The sequence below is a fragment of the Halomonas sp. CH40 genome (genome assembly GCA_041875495.1).
GTDB lineage: Bacteria > Pseudomonadota > Gammaproteobacteria > Pseudomonadales > Halomonadaceae > Vreelandella.
In genome coordinates this window covers 1015079-1035721 of the sequence record CP112982.1, presented here as the reverse complement: position 1 = coordinate 1035721, position 20643 = coordinate 1015079, and the positions used below count along the sequence as shown (strand labels likewise).

Genomic DNA, 20643 nt, shown 5'->3' with positions numbered 1-20643 from the left:
GTTATTGTTGCGGATTGCCCATACTTAGTAAAGCATCAGGCCTTGTCACGCGGTACCCGGCCCATCAGGTAGAACTCAGGATTGGGCGGCGTGCCTGTCAGAGTGACCAGGCGATTGGAGAGGCCAAAAAAGGCGGTGATGGCGCCAATATCCCAGATATCGTCACGGGTGAACCCGACCGCCGCCAGCCGTGCTTCCCAGTCGTCGGTCAGTTCGCCCACTTCCAACCCGCAATACAGGGCAAAATCCAGCATCACTCGGTGGCGCTCGCTGATCGGTGCGGTGCGATGGTTGATGGCTACTTGGTCTGCCAACAATGGGTCCTTACTGTAGATACGCACCAGGGCGCCGTGGGCCACCACACAGTAAAGGCAGCGGTTGCGGGCACTGGTGGCTACCACGATCATTTCTTTTTCGGCCTTGGTCAGAGTATCGGCTTCACGCTCCATCAAGGCGTCGTGATAGGCGAAAAAAGCGCGGAACTCGTCCGGCCGATGGGCCAGCATCAAAAATACATTGGGCACGAAACCGGCTTTTTCCTGCACGGCCAGGATGGTATCGCGAATATCGGCGGGCAAATCAGTGAGTTCTTCCGGCACGCCGAAGCGGCTGAGTGATGTGTTCATAGTGGTTCCTTGTTTTTGTCAATGGTGAATGGTGCTCCACACCTGTCATTCCCGCATGCCTTTAGCGGGAATCCATTTTGACCTTGGTTTTCGGGCTTCAGCGGGAAAGGTCAAGGTGGATTCCCGATAACCCCATTCGGGAATGACGGGGCTGGGGGTGATTCGGGAATGTTGTGTGTTGTGTGTTGTGTGTTGTGTGTTGTGTGTTGTGTGTTGTGTGAGTTGCCACGGACCCTCACGGACAACACGGACAAGGTCAAAACCAACATTTTCATAAAAAAAGGTTTTGTCCGTGCTGTCCGTGAGGGTCCGTGGCCATAAAAGTGGTGAAGGCTTTCCTTTTATCTATTCGCTCGCCATACTTGAAGACAGACGAATTAACACTTATTAATTTAATTGCGTGTGCCCAGCACCGCTGCTTGTTCGACTATTCAGAGACGTCCCCATGCGCTACAACGAAGCGAAGGAACACACCCCTGGCCGCCTGCATGAGCTATTTGCCGACCCTTACACGGCGTTCGATAACGATAGCCACGAGCGTCGGTTGCATATTCGTGTGATGCTCTACCAACTGGCTGTCCTTCCCATGCAAAGGGGGCTGTTAACCTTGAGGGTGATTCATGGTTGGCAAAACGGTGGCTGCGAACCTGGCGATCTGCAGTACGTTGAATACACTATGAGCGCGCTTGCTGACTTGCAGCGTGTCAGCGCCATTTTCCATGCCTCTACTCGGCAAGCGTCTCCCTTTCCGATAACCGATGATGCCCTGCTGGCCGCCCCTCTAGCCCAGGCAATTGCTAACGCTCAGACGAAGGGTGCCTTGCTGGATCACGACACCCGCAACCATCCCGCCCATTGGCCTGATTTTGAAGGCGGCCTGGCACTTTATACGCTGTTTAAAATGTATCACCGCCTGACCTACAGCGAAGACGATGCCTATCGCAGCAGCCAATGCCATACCTCGGCGGGGATGCGTGAAATTCATGAATTCCACCTGGAGGACGGCGAATTTGCCTTCCTGACGCCGCCGGAGCGCGACTTTATCAGTGAAGCCTCTGTACTGGTATTGCATGAAAGCCAGTTGGAGCCTTTCGAGAGGCTGCTTGCTGAAAGCCTGCCGCTTTTCGGCCCGCCCTGAGCTGAACTTGATCATAACGACAATAACGCCCCACCTGAGCGGGGCGTTATGCGTTTATCTAATAGCCAATCTTCCCCAGCCTTAACTGAGTGAAATCGTGCTATTGATGCCACTGGAAACGTTCTCAGGCTCAAACCAGCGAGCGGTGACGGTCTTGGTTTGTGTCCAGAAAGCAATGGCCTGCTTACCGTTGGGGCCTAGATCACCCAGCTTGGAACCGCGTGAGCCGGTGAAGCTGAAGTAGGCAACCGGCACTGGGATCGGCACATTGATGCCAATCTGGCCAACATCAATATCGGTCTCGAAGCGGCGGGCGACCCAGCCGGAATTGGTGAAGATAGACGTGCCATTACCGTTCGGGTTGGCATTGATGAACTCAATGGCATCATCCAGGGTTTCAACCGACACCACACACAGCACCGGGCCAAAAACCTCTTCGCGATAAATGGTCATATCAGCGGTCACATCGGCAAACAGGGTCGGGCCTACAAAGTTGCCGTCCGAGTAACCTTCCACCGTGCAGCCTCGGCCATCGACCAGTAGCTTGGCACCTTCCTTTTCACCGGCGGTAATCAGGCGCTCAACGCGATCCTTGGCCTGGGGCGATACCAGCGGCCCAAGATCAGCATCACGCTGGGTACCCGGCCCTACCTTCATGCCTTGGGCTCCGGCAACGATATCACCGAGCCACTCACGCGCTTCGCCTACCAGCACAACCACGGAGTTGGCCATACAGCGTTGACCCGCCGCCCCAAAGGCGGAGCCCAAGAGGTTGTTGATCGCCTGGCTGCGGTTGGCATCCGGCATGACCACACAGTGGTTCTTGGCGCCCATCATGGATTGCATGCGCTTGCCCGCAGCGGCTGAGCGGTTATACAGCAGCGAGCCGACATGGCTTGAACCGATAAACGACAGCGCCTTGATATCCTGATGATCCGCAATCTGATTAGCGACATCCGGCCCGCCGTGAACCACGTTCAGAACACCGGCGGGGATACCGGCTTCATGGGTCAGTTCCACCAGGCGCATGGTTGAAGTCGGGTCCTGCTCGGAAGGCTTAAGCACGAAGGTATTGCCCGTGGCAATCGCCAGGGGGAACATAAAGCATGGCAGCATTATCGGGAAGTTGAACGCCGTGATACCTGCACCCACGCCCAGCGGCTGGTGCATGGTGTAGACATCCACTTCGTTCGCCGCGTTCTCGGCCAACTCGCCCAACTGCAAAGAGGTAATCGAGCAGGCATGCTCAACCACTTCCAGGCCACGGCCGACTTCGCCTTCGGCATCCGGCAGGGTCTTGCCATGCTCTTCGGTAATCAGTGCCGCCAGCTCAGCGGTGTTGTCACGAATCAGCGCCTGCAACTTGAGCATGATGCGCATGCGCTTGCCCAGCGGCACCTTACGCCATGTCTTGAACGCTTCCTTGGCGCTGGCCACGGCACGCTCAACCTCTTCTGCGGTACAGAAAGGCACCCGGGCAACCACTTCCTGAGTGGCCGGATTGACGACATCGCGCCAGTCTTGACTTTGTGATTGTACCGGCTGGCCGTCAATATACATGGGGATTTCGCGAATCGGCATTACATCTCTCCAGTTGGCTGGCGCACTCCTTGAGGGGCGACGCTCTTGTATTTATCGGGCGCGCTTGATGGCGCACCATTGGAAACAGGATGATTGCTACAGGGTCAATGGTATAGCAAGAAGTTGACGTAAGCGTCAACATTCAGATAAAAACAGTTAACCCGACAAAAGACCAATACCCGTCACCAGCCGCCAACAAAAAAGGCCTGCCCGGTTAGGGGAAGGCCTTGAGTTATCATTCTGAACTCAGCACCCAGCTTCAGCTAAAGGTAGCAGGCAAGATAGCATCAGCCTCTCTCAATCAATATTGGAGCTATCAGGCGATAACCTTGGGCATGAACCGTCTCGATGGGCAATTCATACTCTGTATGTTTTTTAACACGCTGTTTGAGACGCCGGCACATCACTTCAAGACGTTTAGGGTCAAAGGTATCTACATCCTCGCCCAAAGCTTCTATTAAGTTATCACGGGGACACACATCAGGCGCATATTGCTCCAGCATTTCAAGCACACGCTTTTCCGAAAAATTCAACTTGACATGCTTGCCATTGGGCGCGTTCAAACAGCTCAGGATATATAACAAGATCCAACATGGCGATGCGCTATCAGCACTCAACGTTTGATAGAGATTACGGATCAATACACTTAGTTCTTCAAGGACAAACGGTTTTGTCAGATAAACATCTGCACCTGCCTGCACCCCTAGAATACGATCCTCTTGCTGTCCACGCGCGGTGGCCATAATCAAGCCACATTGGCTTAATATATCTCGCCGTTGCTGAATCCAGACAAGGCCATCATCTTCACCCAGCCCAAGATCCAGCACCAGTATATCTACCGAAAAATGTGCCATGTGGTGCTCTGCTTGCTCTAACGTCGCTGCACTAATGACTTGCATACCATCAAGAGAGAGATAATCGGCTATCGCTTCGCGAAGGTCTTGTTCATCTTCAACAACAAGCACGTTAATCGAACATAAAGGAATAGAAGAAGGTTGCATAATGAACACCACAGCTACAGCGTTATTGACCAGTGTACACGACTCATCAAGTAGACATATCGTCGAGAAGCGGCCAGCGCGTACAGAAACAGCTACCTTGCCCAAACACGCTTTCCAACACAATATCGCCCTGATGAAGATCTACTATCCGTCTGACAAACGACAAGCCTAACCCCAAACCACTGGCAAGCCGCTGAGCCTCGCCCCTGCAGTAGTCGTCCCAGATCATCTCTTGCTGATGCTCTGGGATGCCAACACCTTGATCAATAATGGCAATGTCTGCATACATCTCCATAGCCCTGAGCTTGATGGTGACTGTCGTGCCTGCAGGTGAGTACTTACAGGCGTTTTCAACCAGATTGAATACCACTGCATCCAGCAACTCTGCGTCGACTTTGACCCATACTGGCTGGTCATCTATTTCGATACAGAGCGAATGATGCATATGCAGCTGTTGTAACATGGCGCGCTGTTCGTCCAGATACGCTGCGAGTTCCAACGGCTGTTTCTGAGGAATCAATTCACTATGGTGCAAACGATCGCTGCGCAACCACTGTTGTACCAGCACTTGAAGACGCTGGGTGGCGCTTTCAATTGCTCGCAAGCGTTTTGTCATATTGTGAATCCCTCTGGCGTGTTCTTTATGGTACAAACTTATCTGGCTGCTGATAATCGCCAAGGGATTACGAAACTCATGTGAAATCATCGCATTGAGGCGCTGATGGCGAGCACGCAACAAGCGCTCCGTATCCAGCGCCGTTGAGAGCTCTGCCGTACGTTGCGAGACCTCCTTTTCAAGCCGCTTCTCACTGACACTTAAAACAGCCAGGCGACGTTGCTCGCTCTCTATCAATGCTTGCTGCGTGCGTTCCTTCGCCTGACGATCAAGGTGCATACGGTCCGCCAGCGATAATGCGAGCAAGATCATTTCAAGGGCAGAACAAATTTGAATGGCGTACACAGTAAATATATTGGTGGGAAGCAATTCAAACCCGCGCAATACGGCGATCAGACCCCCTATCCATAGTACCGCCCAGGCAAGAATAAAAAATCGGGCTGCCTGATGCCCCCGGAAATAGACCACAATAGCCGACCACAACACCACAACGCCCGAAATAAGAATAAAAATGACCAGCGGTGTCCAGATACGAATCAGCGTCTGATGCACTACTGCTCCCCAGACAATCAGGGCCAAAAACACCAGATACCCGACGGCGAATCCTGACATGGCATGATAAAAGCCACGCGCATACACAGACGTTCTGAGAAATGTCTGGGTAAACAGCACACCTAGCGTACCCGCGACACAGTAAAAAACCATCTCGGCGATGTGATCCCATAGGAGCCACTCAGGCCACAGACCCATGCGAGCAAAACCGTTTGAAGCAGCCACTGTCATGCCGATGGAGAGTGTAAACAGCGAATACAGCAAAAAACTGCGCTCGCGCAGCACGCTGAATAGCATCAGATTAAACAGCACCAGCGACAATAGGCCCCCGAAATACAGCACTTTTGTCCAAGCATCACGCTGAGTGGCCAAGGTGAAAGTCGAGACATCCCAGGCATTTAACAGCAGCGTCATGATCTGATCCGTTTCGATGCGCAACAAAATGCGATCATCGGCAACTTTTTCATCAATAGGAAAGACATAATGCCTATGCGGCACTGGTCGAGAATCAAACGGATAAAGGCTCCCTGTCTGAATCATCGGCTGATCGCCAATATAGGCGCGCACGTCATTCAGATAGTAATAGCCAAGCTCCAATAGCCATTCGCGCCCCTGCTGTGCACGCACGAAGGCAGGGTCTACACGCACCCAATAGGCTGCCGTGGTAAAGCCAGCATTGATACTATGGCCTGCTTCATCTGTCGGTATGAAAGCGTTAGCAAGCGAACCTTTACTTACCTGCTCAAAGGTTGCCTCACCCGTTGGATCAACATAGAAGCTTATATAGTCCAGTAAATTAAGATGCTCGTTAATCACTGGCGGCTCAGCAGCAATACTTGTACCGCTCCCAACTGTCAAATATATGAATATAACAACGTGAAGAAAAGCACCCAAAAGGCGTTGCCTGATCAAAAAGCTTCCTCCATTATCAACACCGCTGTCAGGCAATATCCCCTACCATGAACCGTATCCACTGGTAGTATCAATCCTGTCTGAGCACTTACTTTATTGCGTAGCCGACGCATCAGCACTTCCAGTCGACGCATATCATAATGCTCAACCGCTTGACCAATGGCAGCCGCCATTTCCGCTTTAGTGCATAACGTGCCGGGCTTCTGACCCAGCGCTATCAATAACTGCTTCTGTAGAGGAGTGACTTTGACATCACACTGGTTTGGCGCCACTAACCGAGACGTTACAAGATCCAGTTTCCATTGTGGCACCATCAAATTTTTTGCTAACCGCCTCGCTGCCAAGTTCTCAATAAGATGGTAAAGCTCCGTTTTATCACACGGCTTTTTCAGATAATTGTTTGCCCCAGCGCGAACAGCCCGAATACGTAACTGTGGCGTTTCGTGTTTACTTAATGCAATAACACTGAGGGGTTGCAGCCAATGAGTTTGCTGTTCCAGCCAATCAGATCCAAGAGCCGCAATATCCAGATCTATTACAACGGTATCAACATCATGCGTTTCCCGCCAGGCGGGCAGCCCCGCTACAGATGTTAAGCCATCCGTACACAACCCCTGTGTATTGAGAAAGGTCACCAATGTTTCCAACAGAGCAATATCATCGGTAACCACTAATACATGACGCCTTGACATTTAAAGTCTCTCATTAATTATTTTCTTAATTGCTATTTTCTTAATCAAAAGCAAAAGAAAGCTTCGTATCATCGGCGAATAATAGGTTAAAGGTCAAAAAGTTAATTTTTATTCAAAAATGTCGGATTTCGTCGCAAAAAGTCGGTGTTTGACTGTATTAACCACCCGGCTTATTGCTTACATTCATGACACTAAATTTTACTAAATACTGTCTCAGGTACTGCTTCACGCTGGCTAAATAACTGATGCCTACTGGTACCACTTGGTATACGACAGTCGCCGCTTTCATGGCATCCACGATTACTCAAGAGAATATCAATATGGCCGCAAACAACACGTCAGACATCAACTCCCCAGGCACTAACTCCTCAATCGCTGCCACTTCTTCAGATACCTCGATAAATGCCTCTCAACAACAGCCGGATATACTGATTGCTGGTGGGGAGGATCTATCACAGATGCCCGAGCAGCCTATAATTGCGCTTGATAGTGTGCCAGATGATGCTTCTGAGACGGGAATTGAGACAAAAAATAAAACGCAACATACTGATACTCAAGATAATATAAGCGAAAAAGACGAGAAAGAAGCTTCTAAGGAGCAGAATGCTCCAGATGAAAACGAGACTTCCTCAGAGCCATCCACACAGGAGGTTATGCCAGCCGACCCAGAGGGAACTGCAGCCGCTGGCGGTAGTGCTGCCGCTGAAGAGAGCGATGACGAAGCTGCCGCCAAACTGCTCGAAGCAGGCTCCGGTGTCAGTGCTGGCATCAACCCTGCCCTGCTCGGCTTAGGCTTGGTGGGTGTAGGCGGAGCGCTAATCGCCACTCGTGACAATGATAGCAACGCCTCTGAAACCGAACTCCCTACTATTGAAGTTGTACAGCCCAATACCAGAACCGATTCAGACACAGGCGATAGCAACAACGAAGACGACGGCGTTGTCACTTTTTCTGGCACAGCCACAGGCCCTATCAGTATCGACTTCACTGGCAGTGCTCGCGATGGTGATGGTGATGGCGAAAACGAGCTGGACGGTGCCACTTTATCGCGGGGTGGCGCCAACCAGAACGTCGAGTTCCGTATTACCGATTTCACTACCAACCGTAGTACCGGTGACGGTGATACTGTCAAGTCGCTGCGTATCCGCGCCGACGACGGTGCTGAAATCAACTTCAGTGGCCAGCCAGATAGCGTTGAAGCGGTCGTATTTGATATCAATGATGTGCAGGAGGGTAAAGCCGACCGCAAGAACCTTACCCTCAACACCACAGGTATGGGCGATAAAGTCCAGCAAATTATCTTCAGCTTTGAAGATAATTTGGACTTTGTGGTCATCTCCGAGAAAAGCGACCTTTCCAATTTCAATACCATCGAAGTTCAGAAAGGTACCGCAGATCTGCGTTCGGTACGTGTGGCAGACGATGTTGAGTACGTGGTCAACTCTGAGGTAGTGCTTACCTACAATCAGTTTGTTACTGCTACCGGCTTGGTCAGTAGCACCGGCCTGGGTCGCTTGACGCTGGAAGTTGATAATCAGGCCCAGCTTGAGGAACTGGTGACACTACTCAGCGATAAAATTATCATTGGTTTTGGTGATAACGAACCAGGTGAAGCGCAGAACATTACTATCGAGGCTGCAGAGGGTGCGGATATTGAACAGCAAGCGATAGATGATGTCATCGCTGCGATTCGCGAAGCTTCATTCCCCTCCGTCACTAAACTCACTGGTCAACTGCGCGACCTGGAAGAGACCGTTAGCGAAATACGCGGTGATGAGTCGAATCTCGCAGCAGGTACCCCCCTTGGAACCTTGGTGTCACTCAGCAATGGCTTGGCCGCATTAAGTTCCCAACTTGATACTTTGACCGGCGACGGTGAAGGCTCCGTAAGTGGGCAGATTGCCAGCGCCATCGGCCAACGATCCACTGAGAGCTCAGCAGCTACAGGGCTGTGGGCCGATATTGAAGCGCTGAATAGCACGTTGGTCAGCAGGCTTGAGGCACAAATTGATGCCCTGGACGATGACCTCCAGGCCCAGATTGACGGCAACGACAGCGACATAACGGGCAACGCCACTGACCTGGGTGAGTTGCAAAATGCCCTGAGTGCGTTGGAAGGCCTGGTGGGTGATAACGCCACGGCCGCCGCCGAGAACCTCGCCAGTGCTCAGAACACCCTGCAAGGCGCTATCGACACCCTGGCCGAGCAGCTCAACACCAGCGTCAGCAACCTGCAAGGCCAGATCGACGGCAACGACAGCGACATAGCGGGCAACGCCGCTGAGCTGGGTGACCTGCAAAATGCCCTGAGTGCGCTGGAAAGCGTGGTAGGTGAAAACGCCACGGCCGCCGCCGAGAGCCTCGCCAGCGCCCAGAACACCCTGCAAAGCGCTATCGACACCCTGGCCGAGCAGCTCAACACCAGCGTCAGCAACCTGCAAGGCCAGATTGACGGCAACGACAGCGACATAGCGGGCAACGCCGCTGAGCTGGGTGAGCTGCAAAATGCCCTGAGTGCGCTGGAAAGCGTGGTAGGTGAAAACGCCACGGCCGCCGCCGAGAGCCTCGCCAGTGCTCAGAACACCCTGCAAGGCGCTATCGACACCCTGGCCGAGCAGCTCGACAGCAGCGTCAACGACCTTCAAGGCCAGATCGACGGCAACGACACTGACATAGCGGGCAATGTCACGAAGCTGGATGAGCTGCAAAATGCCCTGAGTGCGTTGGAAGGCCTGGTGGGTGATAACGCCACGGCCGCCGCCGAGAACCTCGCCAGTGCTCAGAACACCCTGCAAGGCGCTATCGACACCCTGGCCGAGCAGCTCAACACCAGCGTCAGCAACCTGCAAGGCCAGATCGACGGCAACGACACTGACATAGCGGGCAATGTCACAAAGCTGGATGAGCTGCAAAATGCCCTGAGTGCGCTGGAAAGCGTGGTAGGTGAAAACGCCACGGCCGCCGCCGAGAGCCTCGCCAGCGCCCAGAACACCCTGCAAAGCGCTATCGACACCCTGGCCGAGCAGCTCAACACCAGCGTCAGCAACCTGCAAGGCCAGATTGACGGCAACGACAGCGACATAGCGGGCAACGCCGCTGAGCTGGGTGACCTGCAAAATGCCCTGAGTGCGCTGGAAAGCGTGGTAGGTGAAAACGCCACGGCCGCCGCCGAGAGCCTCGCCAGTGCTCAGAACACTCTGCAAGGCGCTATCGACGCCCTGGCCGAGCAGCTCGACAGCAGCGTCAACGACCTTCAAGGCCAGATCGACGGCAACGACACTGACATAGCGGGCAATGTCACGAAGCTGGATGAGCTGCAAAATGCCCTGAGTGCGTTGGAAGGCCTGGTGGGTGATAACGCCACGGCCGCCGCCGAGAACCTCGCCAGTGCTCAGAACACCCTGCAAGGCGCTATCGACACCCTGGCCGAGCAGCTCAACACCAGCGTCAGCAACCTGCAAGGCCAGATCGACGGCAACGACACTGACATAGCGGGCAATGTCACGAAGCTGAACAACCTGACAACTTTAGTCGGCATTATTACCGATGCAGCAGGTGACGACTCAACTGCCGGTGCGGAACTCAACGTACTGCAGGATCAACTGGCAGTGCTGCAAGAGCAGGTAGCCAGCGCGCTTTCACTAGTGGGGCCGCTGATTTCGCAGTTTGAAGTCAACCCTGAAAACGGCACAGTGCGCGTCAAGACTGCACAAACCTCCGATGAAGATACCTCCAACGGCGTGCGCATCTACAGCGGCAGCAGCTTGATCGGCAGCTCGCTGGCAAGTGACGAACTCGACAACCCGATCTTCACATTTGATAGTGAAGCCGGTGCTGATGATGAAGCTCTTTTTGTCTTCACTCCGCGTGAAAACATCGAAGTTTACGACATCAGCATTTCGATTCGTGCCACCACCGCCACCGCTGAACAGCCGGGGGCCGACGGCGTGCCCTCCAACACCCTGTACAGCTTTGATAACGTCAACCCGCAGGCGCCTGTAATTACCAGCGGCGAGATCACCTCGCTGGACGCCACCCACGTGATCAGCGGCACCGCCGAAGCAGGCGCTGAAGTCACCCTGTTGATCGAAGGCGAAGGTGAAACTGCGGATAATGTACTTGGCACGGTAGTGGCCAATCAGAACGGCCAGTGGTCTATTACCGCCTTGCTGCAAGGTGAGAATACACTCAAAGCCATCGCCCTTGACCCAGCAGGCAACCCTTCCACCGCAAGCGGCGCCAGCGACACGCTCGCCTTCACCGTGAATGCCGACTGGAGCGGCGATTCACCGCTAATCCTCGCGGCCAGCGAGGTTTTCAACGCTGATAGCAACACCTTCAGCGACGATTTCACCGCCCAGATTGCCGGCTACAACCCCACGACGATTCCGCTGCAGATTAACGGCGAGCTGACCCTCGAACAGGCGGTAGCCATCGCGCAAGCCGGGTTGGATAACCTTGGTGAGACGGTGGCAACAGCTATTAATACGCTGAAAAGCAACCTCCAGGCCCAGATCGACGGCAACGAGGGCGATATTGCCACCAACGCCGCTGAGCTGGGTGACCTGCAAAATGCCTTGACTGCGCTGGAAGGCCTGGTGGGTGATAACGCCACGGCTGCTGCCGAGAACCTCGCCAGCGCCCAGAACACCCTGCAAGGCGCTATCGACGCCCTAGCCGAGCAGCTCAACAGCAGCGTCAACGACCTTCAAGGCCAGATCAACGGCAACGACAGCGACATAGCGGGCAACGCCGCTGAGCTGAGTGACCTGCAAAATGCCCTGAGTGCGTTGGAAGGCCTGGTGGGTGATAACGCCACGGCTGCTGCCGAGAACCTCGCCAGCGCCCAGAACACCCTGCAAGGCGCTATCGACGCCCTGGCCGAGCAGCTCAACAGCAGCGTCAACGACCTTCAAGGCCAGATCAACGGCAACGACAGCGACATAGCGGGCAACGCCGCTGAGCTGAGTGACCTGCAAAATGCCCTGAGTGCGTTGGAAGGCCTGGTGGGCGATAACGCCACGGCTGCTGCCGAGAACCTCGCCAGCGCCCAGAACACCCTGCAAGGCGCTATCGACGCCCTGGCCGAGCAGCTCAACAGCAGCGTCAATGACCTTCAAGGCCAGATCAACGGCAACGACAGCGACATAGCAGGCAACGCCGCTGAGCTGGGTGACCTGCAAAATGCCCTGAGTGCGTTGGAAGGCCTGGTGGGTGATAACGCTGCGACTGCCGCCGAGAACCTCGCCAGTGCTCAGAACACTCTGCAAGGAGCTATCGACGCCCTGGCCGAGCAGCTCAACACCAGCGTCAGCAACCTGCAAGGTCAGATCAACGGCAACGACAGCGACATAGCGGGCAACGCCGCTGAGCTGGGTGACCTGCAAAATGCCCTGAGTGCGTTGGAAGGCCTGGTGGGTGATAACGCCACGGCTGCCACCGAGAACCTTGCCAGTGCTCAGAACACTCTGCAAGGCGCTATCGACGCCCTGGCCGAGCAGCTCAACACCAGCGTCAGCAACCTGCAAGGCCAGATAAGCCAGTTGGATCAAGAACTTCAGAATGACGTCGAAGACCTAGAAGCCGTTAACGTTAAACTCAATGAGTTGAATGAAACAGTACAATCACTTCAGAGCTTGGCAACAGGTGATTTTGGCGACGTGCAAACTGAAGTGGAAAAACTCTTAAAAGATGTCAAAGATCTGCAGCCTCAGATCGACGATATCGTCAAGCCCGAGCTGATCCAGCGCAACGAGCTCGACAACCGTGTTGAACTGGATGAGTACGAAAGCACCGCCATCCGCGTAGAGCTCGGCGAAGGTGATGACTTCCTCAACTCCTCGGATGCGGATACCGAGATCGTCGGCGGCTTGGGTGCCGATACTATTAATCTCACCTATGTCGATGAGTCCCCGGATAAAATTGTTTACCAGAGCGTTAACGACGGGAAAGTCGTACCCAAAACGACGCTGAACTTCTCAGATGAGCCGAGTGACTACCGCGAGGGCTCGCAACTTAACATCACCATCAACGGCAAAGAGTACACCTACACAGTTAGCTCTGATGACGGCGACACGGATATCGTTGATGACCTGGTTGAGGATGAGCTGGCGAAATTCAAGGAGTATCTGGTCGAGCGCACGGTGCAGAAACCTGATAACACTCTCGTCGGGATTGTGATTAGCAACAACATCGATGGATTCACCGAGATATTATCTGAAGGTAATGTTATCACCCAGGCTGATCTCGCCGCAGACGGAAGCTATACCGTACCCTCAGGCAACCTCTTCATCACCATCAACGACCTATTGATGCTTGCTATGGATGGCGCAAGTTCAGAAATTGCTGCAATAACGGCCCTGAAAGGCGGTGGCGATCGCGTTTATCTTGATCAGGATCCGATCTTTAACTTCGAGGGAAGTTTTGACCCCTTCGATGGAGCGTTAGGTACCGAGGAGCTCCCCCTGCTCAGCCTCTCCCAAAATCTGGTGGAAGATCTGCTTGCCCGCTCTTACTTGGAGAACGTTCTCGAGGTGGAGGATTATTCTGAGGCGACTGCTGATCAGAGGGATGAAGCCCGCTCCGAAGCGGCCAGTAAGGTAAGTGATTACATTGTCGGTGAAGGCGGCGCCCTTACAGACATCCGTATTGATGGCAACACCCTGACACTGTACGGCCAGGCCGGTGAACCCCTGGACGTAGCGGCGGGCGGCGAGAATACCGCTGCCATCGTCAATAACGGCCTTGTCACGCGGTTCGATGTCACCTTCCCTGATCAACCAGAGGGTAACTGGCCGACAGAGACCAACGGCGACAACACCACCGAGTTCACCCGCAAACTGCGCGTGAACATCGATGTCGACGGAGTGACCACAGTGGTTGCGGTAGATGTCGTTTACGATGTTCCCGACAATCCCGACAATCCAAATCCGGTAGCCTCCGTTGAGGCACTGGCGAAGGCGGTTAAAAACACGTCCGCACTGGATGGCGTTATCGAAGATGTCATGGTGGACGGTCTCACAATGACATTCATTGGCGCGCAAATTCCTGGCACTGACGACGGCGCACCGACCTTCACCGTCGACTCTGCCGCGATTGATCAGAATGGCGTGCAGCAGGAAACCGTGCTGACCTTCAGCGAAAACGGCGATGATTACTACGAAGGCGGCACGCTCAGCGCCACCATCGCGGGTGAGACCATCACTGCGGATATGGTCGCCGGTAGTGCTGCTGAATCTTTGGCCGCATTGCAACAGGCAATAAACGACGCTACTGCTGAAGGGGGAGTGCTGCATGGGGTGTTGGAGAGTGCCAAACTTCCAAGCACGGATATCAACGCTCTAACAGTTGCCAACACTACTACTCAACTGATCCTCACCGCTGCCACCGAGGAACCCGACCCGCTGGAAGCCACCGCGGCCCTCTCCTTCCCCGGCGAGGCGCAGCAGGCCACCTTCTCCCTGGAAAATGCAGAGCAGTACGATCAACTCAGCGATGGTACCTGGGTAGACGGCGCCGAGGTCTATTTCAATGGCGGCAAGGCGTATGTAACCATCACCCCAACCGATGGTGGCGATCCGATTACTGTATCAGCGGAGATGCAACCTGAAAGTGTTCGCGTTGATACAAGCAAAATAGCCCCTGATGCGAAGATCACCAATATCGGTGCATGGCAGGTAACCCTCGCTGATGGTAGCGATGCCAATATCACCAATGCGGCTTTTTCTGTGAGTGACAAGCCGCAAACGCTCGCAGGTATGGCCGAATTCTTTGAAGAACAGCCGGGCATTGCCAGTGCTGACATCACGGGTGCCGTACTGCTGATTAAACCGGAATTTGGTGTCAGCATCGTGCCACCTAACGGTAAGGTTAGGTTCAACGATGACAGTCCCACCGCCTTTGTCGGGCAGGATGTCTTAAGTTCAGACGAAATGACGTCCCAAGCCCTGGTTGATGAGATCAACAAACTGGCTGAGGGAACCCCAGCACAAGTAGTAATTAAAGCTGAAGACTTCGAGAGCATCTTTGGTGAGGGTGTAACAGCAGATAGTGGTGGTATAGAACTCTCCCAGCCTGCGTCCAGTTATTTAAACAGTCTCTCTGTTGCCTTACTTGATCCAGAAGACGGTTATTTCACAACTGATTTCTTCCAAGTGACACTAACTGATGGTTCGTATACCGTTGATACTTCGGGTTCCATTGAATTCGAAGGCTCAGTTCCTGACCAGTTTACGGGTGTTAAGGGTTTAGTCGATTTTCTGAACTCAGTTGGCATCCCCAACTTTGAAGCGGGCACTAATGAAGACGGAGACCTTGTGCTTTCTTCCCTTGAGAAGGGTGCTAACCAGTACCTTACTTTTCGGATCGAAACGCCTGAAGGAGCTACTTTCCGTAATGGAGTAGGGAAAGATTTTGTGCTCGAAGGCGCCTCACTGGACGACGGCACCGTCACCCTCACCGCCGCCGAGCCGGGCAAGCAGACCTTCGAAATCAGCGATGTCACCCTCGATTACCAGGGCGTGAAGCAGAAAGCCACCTTCTCCCTCGACACGACCGAGAACTACACCCAGCTTAGCGACGGCACTGACCTGACCGATACCGGGATCGAAGGCGCACCGGTCTACTACGAAGGCGGCAAAGCGTATGTGACCATCAAGGAAGAGGCGGATGCCAATGCCACTTTGAGTGGAGTGGCGGCTCGGGAAACCACGGTGTCGGTTGATATGACGGGGCTTGTTCCACCTCCGTTGGTGCTAACGCTCGCGGGTAAAGATAGCGAACCGCTTGCTTTGAACATGCAGGCAGACAATCCTGGCCGAACCACCTTCAATTCTGCGGAAAGTAAACGGGAAGATGTTTTAGTTAGCTCTGCTGATACACTTGAGGAATACCTTGATGACCTTAAGGATACTAATAGCATAGAGTCTTATGAGTTCAAAGATGGTGTTGTAGAGTTACTGGTTTCGCCTGAGTTAATATCTAGTTTTTCGGAGGGTGTCACTTTTCAGCTCATACAATTCAGCGATACTCTTTCTTTCGGTGGTCATGTTTTGTCTGCATCCAACGGAAAAGACACAGTTGAATTATCACAAGGTGCTTCCCTTAACTCTTTTGTTTCAGCTGACCCCGCCGCTGCCACTTCCCAGGCCCTGGTTGATGAGATCAACAAGCAGATTACCGGCGTAGTCGCAGAAGCCGAGTCGCCAAAGATTGTTATCAAACAGAGTGAATTTGAAGACGTTTTCGGAACCGGTGCATTTGATCTGCAAGACGTCTCTCGTATTGGAGGATCGACAACTGGTGGTTTGTCGGAGGTACTTAATATTTCCTGGTCTGTTGACGGTGAGGAAAAAAGTTTTGTTCTGGAAGGAAATTCAAAGAATTCTCTTCAGGTTGACCTGAATGGCTTTGATCTCGAATCATCTGTTGCAGCTAAAGATGACTTTTTAGGAGTAAATGATCTGGTCAGTTATCTGAATGACTTAGGCCTGCCTGACGGAGTGACGGCGCAGATCGATGATTCAGGAAATTTTGTACTGACAAACGAGCTGGTTGGAAGCGGTAGCAACTTAACATTCAGTCTCAAGGTGGGCGACCAACCAGATACATTAAATACAATTTTGGATGAGCAAGGTAGCGATGAAACTTTCGCATCAGAACCCAATGATGTTCTTTCTACCCTCCTCGAAGGCGCGACTCTGAACGATGACGGCGAGATCATTCTGACCTCGAAGGACAAGGGCCAGGATCTGTTCGAAGTCAGTGACGTGTCGCTGGACTACCAGGGCGTCAAGCAGATTGCCACGGCGGAGTTCAGCACCGATGATGCTGATTACTATGCAGATGGCGAGCTGGCAGTAATGATTACGCCGCAGGGTGAAAATGGCCCAGGCGCGCCTGTTACCGTCAAGGCGGCTATGGCGCCTACAACACCCACAGCTGAACCGCTCAATATTGTAGCCAATATCGAAGCAGATGATTTAAAAAATGTTTACCTCTTTGACGGTGATACAGAAGACACACTTGCCTTTGAGCTCAAGATTGGAGAAAAAATCTATGGCCGAGAGGATTTTGATCAATATCTAGGTAATATCAATACCTCCATCACAACTGGCGGCAGTAGCCCTTATGCCCACATTTTGGCTGGATGGATTGAAAGCCTGGACGAGGTTACTAGCGTTTCCACGAAGAAATACAACGACGACACCAACCCAGGTTTTGAGGTTTCCTTTAAAGAAGGTATCCCCCAAGCTTCATTTGTTGCCACTGCTGGTTTGATTGGTACCCTTGATGAAAAACAGGCATTGGACAGTTTCTTTTTCGAAGCGAACACTACTTTTGCCACTTCTGCAGAAACAGCCCTCGACAACCTGCTTGATGCCATCAACGCCCAATTAGGCACGGAGGGCGATCTCTCCGTCATTATCGAGTCCGTCGCCCAGCAAGACGGCAAGCTTACCTTCACTGCCGCCGAAGGTGGGGTCAATACCTTTGATGTAACCGACGCCACGCTCAGCGTCGAAGAGCAGACGCAACAAGCCTCGGTCAACTTCTCCAGCGATGATGCCGATTACTTCGGCGGCGGCACCCTTGGCCTGACGGTGAATGGTGAAGAGATCAGCGTTGATATGATCGATAGTAACGCCGCAGGCACGCTGGATGCTCTCAACAATGAAATCGACACCTTGCTGAATCCAGAGCCTGTGCTGCGGCTGCAATTCAAGGATGAAAATGACGATGTCGTTGATATTGATGGTAACTCGAACTGGCTGGGTACCTTTACTTTGCCACCTAAAGACGAAAACAGTCTCCCACGACAATTTAAGAGCAGTTCTGACAGTGCTCCAACACTGTCACGGCTTAAGACAGACGTTGAAAACAACACGGACCTGACGATCACAATTGATGAGACCAGTAATGAACTCATCATAAAACAGGAAAGCAACGAGCCATTTGAGGTTGTGGTTTTTTCCATGGAGTTGGTAGATACGGATCAAGATAACCAGCTACTAAGCACTAAAACTGAATTCGAGGGTGATGTTGGCAAATCCTTGATTCAGAAAATCGGCGATGCCACGCTTTCCGGTGGCGAGGATGGTGTGCCCTACGCGGTCACCTTCACGGCTGCTGAAGCCACCAATGGCTACGGCGCTATCAATATCACCGAAGCCAGCCTGAGTGTTGAGGGTGTGCGCCAGGTCACCGAGGTGGATGTCAGCAGTGTGGCATTTGAGGATGACCGCATGGATGCCGAGGACAACCGTGCCCAAGTAAGCCTGGAAATCGACGGTACCACCATCAGCGCCGACTCCGGCGCTGACAAGGCCGAAACCCTTACCAACCTCAAGCAGGCCATTTTGAATGCCCGCGATGGCAGCAATGGAGCCACTCAGGCACAGGCAATCGTGGATGTACTCGCCGAAGGCGATGACGCCGTTACCATCAGCGGTGACCGCCTACTGGTGAATGCCAAAGATTCAGGCGAAGACCCCCTGAACGTAGGCAGCTTCAGCTATGAGGTGGAAGATCCCGAGAAGAGCAGCGCGCAAAAAGTATCAGTACTTTTTGATGACAGCGGATTTAATAACCTTGTAGCTGAGGATACCATTACGCTTACACTCGGTGATGTCACCTTGAGCTACACCGTGACAGACAACGAAGCGAGCGAGACGCTGCTCAGTGCCATTGTAGAAGGCCTTAAGCAGGATCTTGACGACAATCACAGCAACGTCGCCACTGCCACGATCAGTGCGGAAGAGTTTGGTTTCACACCGCTGAATCTGACCGCGACTCGTAACGGTGCCGATGTACTGGGCGATGTCAGTGAGCAAGAAATCAAAGTACGCATCAATGACACGATCGCTGATGGTTTTTATCTAATTAGAGAACCTCAAGCGGGCGACCTCACCTTCATCGACGGTGACGATACCGCCACCATCAACGATGAAACCGGCGAAGGCAGCGCCGCGACCGGCCGTGCGCCGGGCGTGCTGAGCTACAGCGAGAGCGAAGGCGATGGTGGCAGCGAGGCGGCCATGGCGAATGATTACACCTTCACCGATACCAACGGCAATACGCTCATGCCCGCACCAGCGAATGAGTTTGCTGGCACGCTAGATATCAACGACCAGCTGCGCCAGGGCATTGCCCCCGGTGGCACGCAAGACCAACGCTGGACCAACCCCGGTGACACTGTTAGCGATAACGCGAGCGGCGCCAACACCGACCCAACCCTGGCCGGTGACACAGCCCTGACCGGTGAAGGCGAAGGCGCGACCCAGACCTTCACCAACCCGGAAAACGGCTACACCCAGACCGCGGGCGAGCTTGGCATTAACGGGCTAGCCAGCAGTGAGAACGGTAACGCCGCCCTCAACGGCGACCCCGCGGCAACCGGCGAAGAGGGCGTTAACCAGACCGTCACCAATCCAGATAGCGGCTATGACGCCAAAAACGACTCACCCGCCACAAACGAAAATGGCACTACCGAGGGCGATAGCGACCTCTTCGGCTCCGACCCGGGCCAGTACGTGGATGATGGCCTGGAGACCACCTACCTCTCCGGCGGCACGGATGATAATGATGACGGCACCTACGAAAGCCGCGATGACGAGGAACTGAACGGCCGCATCAATATCGCCGATGGCAGCACAGACGGTGATGCCGGCATCGCCGGCGAAAACGCCACGGAAGACGCCGTCAGCGATGATGCGATCGCCCAGGACGATAAAGGCTTTGCGCCCTTCGACTGGGGCGATGGCGAAGGTGAAGCGCAGGTCACGGTGGTGGCGTTGGGCAACGAGGCGCCGGACGTGGTGCACAACTTCCAGCTCGGCCAGGATGTGATTCAGCTGGAAGGGGCACTGCTGGAATCCACCGTGGAAGGCGACGTTAGCGCTATTAGTGAGTACAACTCTCTGGATCTTAGCACCACGGAGTTTGCCAGCGTTTCCAGCAATGCCAACCAGAATGCGATCGTATTCCCTGAGGTAAGCCTTGCCAGTACGCTATCTACTCCGACGAGTGCTTCAGTCGCGGCCGCAGAACTGGGCGACGCTGAAGCGGTGGCCACGCTGCTCAACGAGCTGTTTAGCCTCCCGGACGCCCAGCTCGGTAGCGATGACAACGGCGAGCTGAATACCACGCTGTTTGCGGTCACCGCCTCCGACGATGCCAGCCAGACGGCGATCTGGGCGCATACCCAGTCCAGCAGTGACGATGCCACCATCGAGGGCAGCGAGCTCAACCAGCTGGCGCTGCTGCACACGCTGGGGGATGACGACTTCGGTAGCAGCAACTGGCTGCCTGAAGCACAAGGCCCTATCTATGCCTAAGTACAGCTAAGCACCTGAACGAGCGCAGGTTGGGCGGTTACCCTGCCCTGCCTGCGCCGTTAAAGGCTTTCTGCGCATACGATCATCCGATCAACAATCAAACACACCAATGGCGGCCACTCTGGCCGCCAACGAGGTTATCTGTGTTGTGGTTTTCTCTTCGCCGCGCCTTCGGGTGCGGCACACTGTTA

7 protein-coding genes are annotated in these 20643 nt (G+C 53.8%); 2 read left to right on the top strand and 5 right to left on the bottom strand.

Annotated elements, in window-relative coordinates; all coding sequences use genetic code 11:
• Positions 1–35: 35 nt before the first annotated feature.
• Positions 36–626, bottom strand: coding sequence for a peroxidase-related enzyme (locus tag OR573_04715; GenBank protein ID XGA80959.1), 591 nt, complete (start codon positions 624–626; stop codon positions 36–38).
• A gap of 445 nt (positions 627–1071) precedes the next feature.
• Between OR573_04715 and OR573_04710 the strand changes: the two genes are divergently transcribed.
• Complete coding sequence (locus OR573_04710; GenBank protein ID XGA80958.1) at positions 1072–1764, top strand: hypothetical protein; 693 nt, start codon at positions 1072–1074, stop codon at positions 1762–1764.
• A gap of 81 nt (positions 1765–1845) precedes the next feature.
• Here OR573_04710 and OR573_04705 read toward each other — a convergent pair whose 3' ends face one another.
• The 4 genes from OR573_04705 to OR573_04690 form a co-directional block, all read right to left on the bottom strand.
• Positions 1846–3345, bottom strand: coding sequence for a CoA-acylating methylmalonate-semialdehyde dehydrogenase (locus OR573_04705; GenBank protein XGA80957.1), 1500 nt, complete (start codon positions 3343–3345; stop codon positions 1846–1848).
• Between the two features lie 287 nt (positions 3346–3632).
• Positions 3633–4346 carry a response regulator transcription factor gene (locus OR573_04700; protein ID XGA80956.1) on the bottom strand — a complete coding sequence of 238 codons (714 nt, stop codon included), beginning with the start codon at positions 4344–4346 and terminating at the stop codon, positions 3633–3635.
• Between the two features lie 46 nt (positions 4347–4392).
• Positions 4393–6426, bottom strand: a complete 2034-nt coding sequence (locus OR573_04695; protein ID XGA80955.1) for a sensor histidine kinase — start codon at positions 6424–6426, stop codon at positions 4393–4395.
• Positions 6423–7118: a response regulator gene (locus OR573_04690; GenBank protein XGA80954.1), complete on the bottom strand. Its 696-nt coding sequence runs from the start codon at positions 7116–7118 to the stop codon at positions 6423–6425. Before OR573_04690 ends, OR573_04695 begins: the two co-directional genes overlap by 4 nt.
• A gap of 653 nt (positions 7119–7771) precedes the next feature.
• On the opposite strand from OR573_04690, the gene OR573_04685 reads away from it, so the two are divergent.
• Positions 7772–20452 (top strand): hypothetical protein, encoded by a 12681-nt coding sequence (locus OR573_04685; GenBank protein XGA80953.1) that lies wholly within the window; start codon positions 7772–7774, stop codon positions 20450–20452.
• The last annotated feature ends 191 nt before the right edge of the window (positions 20453–20643 follow it).